General features: G+C 68.3%; 11 protein-coding genes. 6 read left to right on the top strand and 5 right to left on the bottom strand.

From position 1 onward, the window contains the following. Positions 1 to 552, bottom strand: a complete 552-nt coding sequence (locus tag HWX25_RS16245; protein ID WP_175909127.1) for a cob(I)yrinic acid a,c-diamide adenosyltransferase — start codon at positions 550 to 552, stop codon at positions 1 to 3. A gap of 140 nt (positions 553 to 692) precedes the next feature. On the opposite strand from HWX25_RS16245, the gene HWX25_RS16240 reads away from it, so the two are divergent. From HWX25_RS16240 to proC, 6 genes are all read left to right on the top strand, one after another. Beyond that, positions 693 to 2102, top strand: coding sequence for an FAD-linked oxidase C-terminal domain-containing protein (locus tag HWX25_RS16240; RefSeq protein WP_175909125.1), 1410 nt, complete (start codon positions 693 to 695; stop codon positions 2100 to 2102). A 38-nt stretch (positions 2103 to 2140) separates the two neighbouring features. Further along, on the top strand, positions 2141 to 3634 hold the full coding sequence (locus HWX25_RS16235) for an FAD-linked oxidase C-terminal domain-containing protein (protein ID WP_059535522.1): 1494 nt from the start codon (positions 2141 to 2143) through the stop codon (positions 3632 to 3634). Positions 3635 to 3776: 142 nt separating this feature from the next. Then, a complete protein-coding gene (gene glcE / locus HWX25_RS16230) occupies positions 3777 to 4865 on the top strand; it encodes a glycolate oxidase subunit GlcE (RefSeq protein WP_059820470.1) in 1089 nt (362 codons plus the stop codon). A 7-nt stretch (positions 4866 to 4872) separates the two neighbouring features. Further along, on the top strand, positions 4873 to 6099 hold the full coding sequence (gene glcF / locus HWX25_RS16225; RefSeq protein ID WP_059535389.1) for a glycolate oxidase subunit GlcF: 1227 nt from the start codon (positions 4873 to 4875) through the stop codon (positions 6097 to 6099). 117 nt (positions 6100 to 6216) lie between these two features. Continuing rightward, entirely contained in the window at positions 6217 to 6915 is a 699-nt protein-coding gene (locus HWX25_RS16220) for a YggS family pyridoxal phosphate-dependent enzyme (protein ID WP_059535387.1), read from the top strand. Positions 6916 to 6965: 50 nt separating this feature from the next. Then, on the top strand, positions 6966 to 7778 hold the full coding sequence (gene proC / locus HWX25_RS16215) for a pyrroline-5-carboxylate reductase (RefSeq protein ID WP_175909123.1): 813 nt from the start codon (positions 6966 to 6968) through the stop codon (positions 7776 to 7778). A 93-nt stretch (positions 7779 to 7871) separates the two neighbouring features. On the opposite strand, the gene ubiA is transcribed toward proC, so the two are convergent. The 4 genes from ubiA to katG all read right to left on the bottom strand — a co-directional run bounded on the left by ubiA (position 7872) and on the right by katG (position 12075). Then, complete coding sequence (gene ubiA / locus HWX25_RS16210; RefSeq protein ID WP_175909121.1) at positions 7872 to 8744, bottom strand: 4-hydroxybenzoate octaprenyltransferase; 873 nt, start codon at positions 8742 to 8744, stop codon at positions 7872 to 7874. 281 nt (positions 8745 to 9025) lie between these two features. Next, positions 9026 to 9514, bottom strand: coding sequence for a non-specific DNA-binding protein DpsA (gene dpsA / locus HWX25_RS16205; protein WP_175909119.1), 489 nt, complete (start codon positions 9512 to 9514; stop codon positions 9026 to 9028). Positions 9515 to 9633: 119 nt separating this feature from the next. Next, positions 9634 to 9789, bottom strand: coding sequence for a hypothetical protein (locus HWX25_RS16200; protein ID WP_175909117.1), 156 nt, complete (start codon positions 9787 to 9789; stop codon positions 9634 to 9636). A gap of 99 nt (positions 9790 to 9888) precedes the next feature. Continuing rightward, a complete protein-coding gene (gene katG / locus HWX25_RS16195; RefSeq protein WP_059820469.1) occupies positions 9889 to 12075 on the bottom strand; it encodes a catalase/peroxidase HPI in 2187 nt (728 codons plus the stop codon). Positions 12076 to 12451: the final 376 nt, after the last annotated feature.

The raw sequence follows: 12451 nt of genomic DNA, 5'->3' as shown, positions 1-12451 counted from the left end.
TCAGCGGACGCGCCCGCGCTCCCACAGCACGTCCGAACCGCCACCCGCGCGGTTCAGCACGCGCGCCAGCACGAACAGCAGGTCCGACAGCCGGTTCACGTAACGTCGCGGCGCATCATTGAGCGCGTCGTTCCGCCCGAGCGCGACGATCGAGCGCTCCGCGCGGCGGCACACCGTCCGGCATACGTGCGCGAGCGATGCCGCGCGCGAGCCGGCCGGCAGGATGAATTCCTTCAGCGGCGGCAGCGTCGCGTTGTAGTCGGCGAGCCACCGGTCGAGGCGCGCGAGGTGCGTGTCGTCGAGCACCGCATGGCCGGGAATGCACAGCTCGCCGCCGAGATCGAACAGGTCGTGCTGGATCGTGACGAGCGCGGTGCGCACGTCGTCCGGCAGCGGCTCGGCGAGCAGCACGCCGAGGTTCGAGTTCAGTTCGTCGACGTCGCCGATCGCGGCGATCCGCGCGTTGTCCTTGCCGATGCGCCGTCCGTCGCCGAGGCCCGTGGTGCCGTCGTCGCCCGTGCGCGTCGCGATCTTGCTCAAGCGGTTACCCATGCGAATGTCCTCTCGTGCGCGGCCGCGATGCGGCCCGGTTGCCCAGGAACGCGATTATCGCAGCCTGCGGCGGCGGGCGCAGCGGGCGTTACAGCGTAGAATGGGCCGAAAGTTTGACAAGCAGTCGTCAGGAGACATTCGTGAATCACCCTGCCCCGCCGGCCACCGCGCGCCGCCCGCTGCCCTCCGCCATGCTCGATGCGCTGCGCGCCGCCTTCGGCGAGCGCGTGTCGACCGCCGACGCCGTCCGCGCCCATCACGGCCGCGACGAATCGCCGTTCGATCCGCAACTGCCCGACGCCGTCGTATTCGCCCACAACGCCGATGAAGTTCGCGAAGTCGTGTCGCTGTGCGCGCTCTACGGCGTGCCGCTGATCCCGTACGGCGCCGGCTCGTCGCTCGAAGGCCACCTGCTCGCCGTGCGCGGCGGCATCTCGCTCGACCTGTCGGAAATGAACCGCGTGCTGTCGATCAACGCGGAAGACCTGACTGTCACAGTCGAGCCGGGCATCACGCGCAAGGCGCTCAACGAAGCGCTGCGCGACACCGGCCTGTTCTTCCCGATCGATCCGGGCGCCGACGCCAGCATCGGCGGCATGACCGCGACCCGCGCATCGGGCACCAACGCCGTGCGCTACGGAACCATGCGCGAGAACGTGCTCGGCCTCACCGCCGTGCTCGCCGACGGCCGTGTCGTGAAGACGGGCTCGCGCGCGCGCAAGTCGTCGGCCGGCTACGACCTCACGCGGCTGTTCGTCGGCTCCGAAGGCACGCTCGGCGTGATCACCGAGATCACGCTGCGCCTGCATCCGCTGCCCGAAGCCGTGTCGGCCGCGATCTGCACGTTCCCGTCGATGGGCGACGCGGTGCGCACCGTGATCGAGACGATCCAGATCGGCGTTCCGATCGCGCGCGTCGAGTTCGTCGACTCGCTCGCCGTGCGCTCGATCAACCGCCACTCGAACCTGACGCTCGCCGAAGCGCCGACGCTGTTCTTCGAATTCCACGGCACCGAAGCCGGCGTGAAGGAACAGGCCGAGCTCGTGCAGACGCTCGCGGGCCAGAACAACGGCCAGGGCTTCGAATGGGCGACCCGCCCCGAGGATCGCACGCGGCTCTGGGCCGCGCGCCACAACGCGTACTTCGCGATGCTGCAGCTGAAACCCGGCTGCCGCGCGGTGACGACCGACGTGTGCGTGCCGATCTCGCAACTCGCCGCGTGCGTCGAGGAAACCGAAGTCGACCTGCGCGCGTCGTCGCTGCCCTGCCCGATCGTCGGCCACGTCGGCGACGGCAATTTCCACGTCGCGATCCTGATCGATCCCGACAAGCCCGAGGAAATCGACGAAGCCGAACGCATCAACGACCGGATCGTCGAACGCGCGCTGCGCCTCGGCGGCACCTGCACCGGCGAGCATGGCGTCGGCCTGCACAAGATGCGCTTCCTGCCGAAAGAGCACGGCGACAACGCGATCGACGCGATGCGCGCGATCAAGCTCGCGCTCGATCCGCGCAATCTGATGAATCCCGGCAAGATCTTCACGTGCTGACATGGCGGCGCGCCGCCGCGCCGCCCGCAGGAGACCCGATGAACGCTTCCGTCGAACTGTCGAGCGCGACCCGCGCGCAGCGCCAGCGCGAAGTCGTGCAGGCGCTGATGGCCGTGCTGCCGACGCATTGCCTGCTGTTCCGCGACGAAGACACCGCGCCGTACGAATGCGACGGCCTGTCGGCGTACCGCCGGCTGCCGCTCGCGGTCGCGCTGCCCGAAACCGAATCGCAGGTGCAGCGGATCGTGCAGATCTGCCGCCGCATGGAAGTGCCGATCGTGCCGCGCGGCGCGGGCACGAGCCTGTCCGGCGGCGCGCTGCCGATCGCGAACGGCGTCGTGCTGTCGCTCGCGCGCTTCACGCGCATCGTCGAGGTCGATCCGTACGCGCGCACGGCCACGGTGCAGCCCGGCGTGCGCAACCTCGCGATTTCGGAAGCCGCCGCGCCGTACGGGCTGTACTACGCGCCCGATCCTTCGTCGCAGATCGCCTGCACGATCGGCGGCAACGTGGCGGAGAATTCCGGCGGCGTCCACTGCCTGAAATACGGGCTGACGGTGCACAACGTGATGCGCGTGCGCGCGGTCACGATCGACGGCGAGATCGTCGAATTCGGCTCGCTCGGCCTCGACACGCCGGGCCTCGACCTGCTCGCGGTGATGATCGGCAGCGAAGGGATGTTCGCGATCGTCACCGAGATCACGGTGAAGCTGATCCCGAAACCGCAGACCGCGCAGCTCGTGATGGCGAGCTTCGACGATGTCGTGAAGGGCGGCGAGGCGGTCGCCGCGATCATCGCGTCGGGCATCATCCCGGCCGGGCTGGAGATGATGGACAAGCCGGCCACCCAGGCCGTCGAGGCGTTCACGCATGCGGGCTACGACCTCGACGCGAAGGCGATCCTGCTGTGCGAATCGGACGGCACGCCCGAGGAAGTCGCGGAGGAAATCGTCCGCATGACGGCCGTGCTGCGCGAACATGGCGCAACGCGGATCCAGGTATCGCGCAACGAAAGCGAGCGGCTGCGCTTCTGGTCCGGCCGCAAGAACGCGTTTCCGGCCGCCGGGCGCATTTCCGCCGACTATTACTGCATGGACGGCACCGTGCCGCGCCGCGCGATCGGCCCCTTGCTCGCGCGCATCGAGCAACTCGAGACGCGCTACGGGCTGCGCTGCATCAACGTGTTCCACGCCGGCGACGGCAACATGCATCCGCTGATCCTCTACAACGCGAACGATCCGGACGAGCTGCACCGTGCCGAACAGTTCGGCGCGGAAATCCTCGAATGCTGCGTGGAATTCGGCGGCAGCGTGACCGGCGAGCACGGCGTCGGCATCGAAAAGCTCAATTCGATGTGCGTACAGTTCTCGCCGCAGGAGCGCGATGCGTTCTTCGCGGTCAAGCGCGCGTTCGATCCGGCCGGGCTGCTCAATCCCGACAAGGGCATCCCGACCCGCGCGCGTTGCGCCGAGTACGGCCGCCAGCACGTGCGCGGGGGGCTGCTGCCGCACCCCGACCTGCCGCGCTTCTGAGCGCCGCGCAGTCGCGCGGCCCGTGCCGGCCGCGCGCGTGGCGGCGGCATGCCTTCGTCATACGGGGCTTAGGGATAGTCGCGATGTGGATTCGCGCCACCCCGGTACAATCGACCGGACAACAACGAGGCAGCAACAGAACATGGAAGAGGACGACATCGTCGCCGGATGGGCCGAGCGCATCCGTGCCGCCAGTGCCGACGGCCGGCCGCTGCGGATTCGCGGCGGCGGCACCAAGGACTGGTACGGCCAGGCGCTGGACGGCGAAATACTCGACACGCGCTCGTTTCAGGGCATCGTGTCGTACGACCCGGCCGAGCTCGTCGTCACGGTCCGCGCGGGCACGCCGCTCGCGCAGCTTGAAACCGTCCTCGCCGAGCGCGGCCAGATGCTGGCGTTCGAGCCGCCGCATTTCGGCCGCGCGGCCACCGTCGGCGGCTGCATCGCGGCGGGCCTCGCCGGCCCGCGCCGCGCGACCTGCGGCGCGCCGCGCGATTTCGTGCTCGGCGTCACGCTGATGAACGGACGCGGCGAAGTGCTGCGCTTCGGCGGGCAGGTCGTGAAGAACGTCGCCGGCTACGACGTGTCGCGGCTGATGGCCGGCGCGCTCGGCACGCTCGGGCTGATGCTCGACCTGTCGATCAAGGTGCTGCCGGTGCCGGTCGCCGAAGTCACGCTGAAGTTCGAGATGACCGCGACCGACGCGGTGCGCAAGCTCAACGAATGGGGCGGCCATCCGCTGCCGGTCAGCGCGAGCGCCTGGCGCAACGGCACGCTGGTGCTGCGGCTGTCGGGCGCCGAGGCCGCCGTGAAATCGGCGAAGACGCTGCTCGGCGGAGAAGTCGTCGACGCGGTCGAGGCCGAGCGCTTCTGGGCCGGCCTGCGCGAGCATACCGATCCGTTCTTCAACGGCATTCCGCCCGGCTATGCGCTGTGGCGCCTCGCGCTGCCGTCGATCACCGAACCGATGCACCTGCCTGGCACCCAGCTGATGGAATGGGGCGGTGCGCAGCGCTGGTGGATCACCGACGCCGACGCGCAGACGGTGCGCATGAGCGCGAAGCAGGCCGGCGGCCATGCGACGCTGTTCCGCGCGGGCGAATCCTACGACCGCAGCGCGGGCGTGTTCACGCCGCTGCCCGCGCCGCTGATGAAGATTCACCGCGGGCTGAAGACGGCGTTCGATCCCGCGCGCATCTTCAACCGCGGCCGGCTCTACCCCGATCTCTGAGGGCTCGATGCAAACGAACCTCGCCGATTTCATCCGCAATACGCCCGACGGCGACGAGGCCGACGCGATCCTGCGCAAGTGCGTGCATTGCGGCTTCTGCACCGCGACGTGCCCGACCTACCAACTGCTCGGCGACGAACTCGACGGCCCGCGCGGCCGCATCTACCTGATCAAGCAGATGGTCGAAGGCGCGCCCGTCACGCGCAGCACGCAGCAGCACCTCGACCGCTGCCTCACGTGCCGCAGCTGCGAGACGACCTGCCCGTCGGGTGTCCAGTACGGCCGGCTCGTCGAGATCGGCCGCAAGCACGTCGAGGCGCAAGTGCAGCGCCCCGTGCAGCAGCGGCTCGTGCGCCGCGTGCTCGCGAGCCTCGTGCCGAACGAGGCGCTGTTCTCGCCGATCATGCGGCTCGGCCAGCACGTGCGGCCGCTCTTGCCGAAACGGCTGCGCGACAAGGTGCCGCCGCGCACGCGGCTGCTCGAATGGCCGCAGCGCACGCATCCGCGCAAGATGCTGATGCTCGCCGGCTGCGTGCAGCCGTCGATGCTGCCGAACATCAACATCGCGACCGCGCGCGTGCTCGATGCGCTCGGCGTCGAGACGATCGTCGCACCCGACGCGGGGTGCTGCGGCGCGATCCGCCTGCACCTGAACTATCACGACGAAGCGCTCGACGACGCGCGCCGCAACATCGACGCGTGGTGGCCGTACGTCGAGCAAGGCGCAGAGGCGATCGTGATGAACGCATCGGGCTGCGGCGCGACGGTGCTCGAATACGCGCACCTGCTGCGCGACGATCCGGCGTATGCGGAGAAGGCGCAGCGCATCGTCGCGCTGACGCGCGACATCTCCGACGTGCTGCTCGCGTTCGAGGCCGAGCTCTCGACGCTCGCGCGGCGCCGCGCGATCCATACCGTCGCGTATCACCCGCCGTGCACGCTGCAGCACGGCCAGCAGTCGCGCGGCAAGGTCGAGCGCCTGCTCGAGACGCTCGGCATCGACGTGCGGCTGCCGGCCGACAGTCATCTGTGCTGCGGGTCGGCCGGCACCTATTCGCTGACGCAGCCGTCGCTGTCGTACCGGCTGCGCAAGCAGAAGCTGCTGAAGCTGCAGGCACTCGAGCCGCAGATGATCGTGTCCGGCAACGTCGGCTGCATCGCGCACCTGCAAAGCGGCACGCAGATTCCGGTCACGCACTGGATTCAGCTCGTCGAGCATCTGCTGTACGGCTAGCGCGGCACCTGCGGCGGCGTCCGTATAATGAGCGAATCGAAGCGGCGCGTGCCGTGCCGCATTCGTCACCGTACTCGCCGCCGTAATCGCTTCCCCGTGCCTGCTTCCGTGCCCGTCATGTCCGACTTCGCCGCCCGTCTCGATTCCGTTCACCGCCGCATCGCCGACGCCGCCCGCGCGGCCGGCCGCGATCCCGCCACCGTCTCGCTGCTCGCCGTGTCGAAGACGTTTCCCGCCGACGACGTGCGCGCCGCGCATGCGGCCGGACAACGCGCGTTCGGCGAGAACTACGTGCAGGAATCGATCGACAAGATCGACGCGCTCGCCGACCTGCGCGCGGACCTCGAATGGCATTTCATCGGGCCGCTGCAATCGAACAAGACGCGCCCGGTCGCCGAACGGTTCGACTGGGTCCATTCGGTCGACCGGCTGAAGATCGCGCAGCGCCTCGCCGAACAGCGCCCCGCGCACCTGCCGCCGCTCAACGTGTGCGTGCAGGTGAACATCAGCGGCGAGGCGTCGAAGAGCGGCGTCGCGCCGGCCGACGTGGCCGACGTCGCGCGCGCGGTCGCCGCGCTGCCGGCGCTGCGGCTGCGCGGCCTGATGGCGATTCCCGAACCGGCCGGCGATACCGACGCGCAACGCGTGCCACATCGCGCGCTGCGCGCGCTGTTCGATGCATTGCGCGCCGAGGGCCTGCCGCTCGACACGTTGTCGATGGGCATGTCCGCCGATCTCGAAGCCGCGGTGCTCGAAGGCGCGACGATCGTGCGCGTCGGCACCGCGATCTTCGGCGCGCGCGACTATTCGCACTGAGCGCTGCCCTTTTCCGCCTTTCCGTTCACTCATCTGCTCAATCGGACATCATGAAAATCGCATTCATCGGCGGCGGCAACATGGCCGCGGCCCTCATCGGCGGCCTGATCAAGCGCGGCGTCGCCGCTGACGGCCTGTATGCCATCGACGTCAACGAGGACGCCCGCGCGCGCACGGCGCAGCAGTTCGGCATCCGCACCGGCGCGGCCATCGACGCGACGCTCGCGGACTACGACGCGATCGTGCTCGCGGTGAAACCGCAGGTGCTGAAGGACGTCGCGCAGGCGCTCGCGCCGCATTTGAAATCGCAGCTCGTGATCAGCATTGCGGCGGGCATCCGCGGCACCGACCTCGCCCGCTGGCTCGGCGACTACGCGCGCGTCGTGCGCACGATGCCGAACACGCCCGCGCTGGTCGGCATGGGCGTGACGGGTCTCGCCGCGCTGCCGGGCGTCGACGCGGCCGGTCGCGAGCTCGCGTCGAACGTGCTCGGCGCGGTCGGCGAGATCGTGTGGTTCGACGACGAAGCGCAGCTCGATGCGGTCACGGCGATCTCGGGCAGCGGCCCGGCCTACGTGTTCTATTTCATCGAAGCGCTGCAGGAAGCCGCGCGCCGCCTCGGCATGAACGACGAACAGGGCCGCGCGCTTGCGGTCGCAACGTTCGCGGGCGCCGCGCAACTCGCCGCGCAATCGGGCGAGCCGGCAAGCGTGCTGCGCGAGCGCGTGACGTCGAAGGGCGGCACGACGGCCGCCGCGCTCGCGTCGTTCGACGCGCAGGGCGTGAAGGAAGCGATCGTGCGCGGCGCGCTCGCAGCCGAGGCACGCGCGAAGGAAATGGGCGACGAGCTCGGCCGCGCATAAGCGCCGCGACCGCCGCCGGGTTTCCGGCACCGGCAACAAAAAAGCGGCCTCGGCCGCTTTTTTGCTGGCATCGCGCATCGGCGCGCGGTCGCGTCAGTTGCCGGCCGCACCCGCCAGTAGGTAATGCGCGGCGATCCCCGCGAACAGCACGCCGCCGAGCCAGTTGTTGTGCCGGAACGCCGCGAAGCACGGCATCCGCTCGCGCCCCTTGATCAGCGTGTAGTGATACAGCGCGCAGCCGACCGCCGCCGCCCAGCCGGCCCAGTACGCGAGACCGAAGCCGAGCGTCACGCCGATCCATACGTAGATGCCGAGCGTCACCGCATAGCACGCCATCACGGCCGCGACGTCGAAGCGGCCGAACGTCAGCGCGGACGTGCGAATGCCGATCTTGATGTCGTCGTCGCGGTCGACCATCGCGTATTCGGTGTCGTACGCGACCGACCAGAAGATGTTCGCGATCAGCATCACCCATGCGAGCATCGGCACCGTGTCCTGGACGGCCGCGAACGCCATCGGGATGCCGAAGCCGAACGCGATGCCGAGATATGCCTGCGGAATCGCGAAGAATCGCTTCATGAACGGATACGAACCGGCGACGAACAAGGCGACGACCGACAACTCCTTCGTCAGCGTGTTGAGCGGCAGGATCAGCAGGAACGCGATGAACGACAGCACCACCGCGATCGCGACAGCTTCCCATGCGCGGATCTTGCCCGACGTCAGCGGCCGGTCGGCCGTGCGCTTCACGTGACGGTCGAAATCGCGGTCGGCATAGTCGTTCATCGCACAGCCGGCCGAGCGCATCAGCAGCGTGCCGAGCGCGAAGATCACGAGCAGCGACCAGCGCGGATGGCCGTCCGATGCGATCCACAGTGCGTTGAGCGTCGGCCAGAGCAGCAGCAGGCTGCCGATCGGCTTGTCCATCCGGACGAGCCGCAGATACAGGGGAAAGCGGGCAAGCATGGCGAAGCACCGGGAAGATAATCCCGGCATTTTAGAGCCGAGGCACGGTTCGCGTCATGTCGGGATGGCCCGCGCCCGCGTGCCGCGGTACGCGCGTCGGCCACGCCGGCCCGCTGCAAGCGGCCGAAGCAGTCCCGCCCGCAAATCAAGGGACAGATGCGCGGCAAACATGCACCGGCGGCCAAGGCAGGATTCGATCCGATGCAGGCGACCCGGCCCCGATTTGAGGTCGGACTGCCCGCCGATGCCGGCCGCGCGGCGGGCGACCGGTCGCGTCGAACTTACGCGAGCAGCGACCGCAGCATCCACGCGGTCTTTTCATGCGTCTGCAGGCGCTGCGTCAGCAGGTCGGCGGTCGGCTCGTCGCTCGCCGCGTCGGCGATCGGGAAGATTTCGCGCGCCGTGCGCACGACCGTCTCGTGCCCTTCGACGAGCTGACGGATCATCTCTTCGGCCGCCGGCACGCCGTTCGCTTCCGGCACCGACGACAGCTTCGCGAAATCCGCGAAGGTGCCCGGCGCGACGACGCCGAGCGTGCGAATGCGCTCGGCGACCGAGTCGACCGCGAGCCACAGTTCGTTGTACTGCGCTTCGAACATCAGGTGCAGCGTGTTGAACATCGGACCAGTGACGTTCCAGTGGAAATTGTGGGTCTTCAGGTAAAGCGAGAACGTATCGGCAAGCAGGCGCGACAGGCCGTCCGCGATTTTCCTGCGGTCCTTGTCGCTGATGCCGATGTTGATCTGCGTGGCGTTGCCTTTCCTGGCCATCTTCGGAACTCCTCATTCGAAATGTTGAAGCGGAGAAAATGCGTCGAGCAATTCGCATACCGCGTCGCACGGCATCCGTTCACGCCTCGCCGGTCCGGTGCGGCGAGCGATTCGCGCGCTCAGCCGCCGGCGCCCGACACGAGCGGCGCGAGCGCGTGCAGCGCCTGCGCGACCAGCTCGGCCGCACCGCCGACGACGATCGCGAAACCGACGATACGCCGCGCCCACTCGGCCGGCGTGAACGCGGTGCGCATGTTCAGCATCATTTGCGTCATGATCGTCACTCCTTCGACACGATCCTTGAAGAAAAAACGGCCGGTCGTGCGACCGGCCGTTTCACGTTACAGCGAAACTGCGTTACCGCATCGCGACATTCACGCGAGGTCGAAGCGGTCGAGGTTCATCACCTTGTTCCAGGCCGCGACGAAATCCCGCACGAACTTCTCGTTCGCGTCCGCGCTGCCGTACACCTCGGCCAGCGCACGCAACTGCGAGTGCGAACCGAAGATCAGGTCGACCCGCGTACCCGTCCACTTGACCTGGCCCGACGCACGATCGCGCCCTTCGAACACGTCGTTCGCGGCCGACACCGGCTTCCACTCCGTGCCCATGTCGAGCAGGTTCACGAAGAAGTCGTTGGTCAGCGAGCCCGGACGATCGGTGAACACGCCGTGCGTTGAGTCACCGACGTTCGCGCCGAGCACACGCAGGCCGCCGACGAGCACCGTCAGCTCCGGCCCGCTCAGCGTCAGCAGCTGGGCCTTGTCGACCAGCAGTGCCTCGGCCGGCGTCTTGTACGCGCTCTTCAGGTAGTTGCGGAAACCGTCCGCAACCGGCTCGAGCACGGCCATCGCTTCGATATCGGTCTGCTCCTGCGACGCGTCCATCCGGCCCGGTGCGAACGGCACCGTCACCGCGACACCCGCGTTCTTCGCGGCCTGTTCGACGCCGGCCGCACCGGCCAGCACGATCAGGTCGGCGAGCGACACCTTCTTGCCGCCCGTCTGCGCATCGTTGAACGCCTTCTGCACACCTTCCAGCGTCTCGAGCACCGTCGCAAGCGCGGCCGGCTGGTTCACTTCCCAGTCCTTCTGCGGCGCCAGGCGGATGCGCGCACCGTTCGCGCCGCCGCGCTTGTCCGAACCGCGGAACGTCGAGGCCGACGCCCATGCGGTCGACACGAGCTGCGCGACCGACAGGCCCGATGCAAGCACCTTCGCCTTCAGCGCCGCGACGTCGGCGTCATCGATCAGCTTGTGATCGACAGCCGGGATCGGGTCCTGCCACAGCAGTTGCTCGGCCGGCACTTCCGGGCCGAGATAGCGGGCGCGCGGGCCCATGTCGCGGTGCGTGAGCTTGAACCAGGCGCGCGCGAACGCGTCGGCGAACTCGGCCGGGTTCTCGTAGAAGCGGCGCGAGATCTTCTCGTAGGCCGGGTCGAAACGCAGCGACAGGTCGGTCGTCAGCATCGTCGGGCGATGCTTCTTCGCCGGATCGAACGCATCCGGAATCACCGCGTCGGCGCCCTTCGCGACCCACTGATGCGCGCCGGCCGGGCTTTTCGTCAGTTCCCATTCATAGCTGAACAGGTGCTTGAAGAAGTCGTTGCTCCACTTCGTCGGGGTCGACGTCCACGTGACTTCGAGGCCGCTCGTGATCGCGTCGCGGCCCTTGCCCGATGCGTACGTGCTCTTCCAGCCGAGACCCTGCTGCTCGATGCCGGCCGCTTCCGGTTCCGGACCGACGTTCGATGCGGGGCCCGCGCCGTGCGTCTTGCCGAACGTGTGGCCGCCGGCGATCAGCGCGACCGTCTCTTCGTCGTTCATCGCCATCCGCGCGAACGTCTCGCGGATGTCGCGTGCCGCCGCGACCGGGTCGGGGTTGCCGTCCGGGCCTTCCGGGTTCACGTAGATGAGACCCATCTGCACGGCCGCGAGCGGATTCTCGAGGTCACGGTCGCCCGAGTAACGGCTGTTCGGGCCGCCGCTCAGTTCCAGCCAGATCTTTTCCGAACCCCAGTAGACGTCGTCCGGTTCCCACGTGTCGACGCGGCCGCCGGCGAAGCCGAAAGTCTTGAAGCCCATCGACTCGAGCGCGACGTTGCCGGTCAGGATCATCAGGTCGGCCCACGAGATGTTGCGGCCGTATTTCTGCTTGATCGGCCACAGCAGCCGGCGCGCCTTGTCGAGGTTGCCGTTGTCCGGCCAGCTGTTCAGCGGGGCGAAGCGCTGTTGCCCGCCGCCCGCGCCGCCACGGCCGTCGGCGGTCCGGTACGTGCCGGCGCTGTGCCAGGCCATCCGGATGAACAGGCCACCGTAGTGGCCGAAGTCGGCCGGCCACCAGTCCTGCGACGTCGTCATCAGCGCCTGCAGGTCGCGCTTCACCGCCGCGAGGTCGAGCTTCTTGAACGCTTCCGCGTAGTCGAAATCCTTGTCCATCGGATCGGACAGCGCCGAGTGCCGATGCAGGATGTTGAGATTGAGCTGGTTCGGCCACCAGTCCTTGTTCGACGTGCCGCCGGCCGCCGTATGGTTGAACGGACATTTCGATTCGGTCGACATGCTTTTTTCTCCTTTACTTGCTCGTAAGCCCCCACTTGCCTGGCGCGGTTCGTGGAGCATTGCGGGGGGATGAAACGGAACAGGTTGGTCCTGTCGTGCTACGGGGTGGCAGGCGGCGTGGCCTTCGATGCGGGCTGCGGGACTTCGGACATGCAATGCTCCCTCATGGCTGAACGGCAGTGAGTCGGGGAACACGGAACCGGCATGCCGCGGCACTCATCCGCCATACACACGGTCCGCCAGATACGCGAACGCAATCGGGCGCAGGCTCCGGGCCGCGGCCCTCGCGCGATTTACGACCTCGTCGCGCGACGGGATGTTCCGCTGCGCGTGCTGCAATACCGACCGCATCATGACATCCTCCTTTGACACCTGC

Source organism: Burkholderia sp. BCC1640, assembly GCF_902833125.1.
Lineage (GTDB): Bacteria > Pseudomonadota > Gammaproteobacteria > Burkholderiales > Burkholderiaceae > Burkholderia > Burkholderia diffusa.
This window is presented reverse-complemented; position numbering and strand designations above follow the sequence as displayed.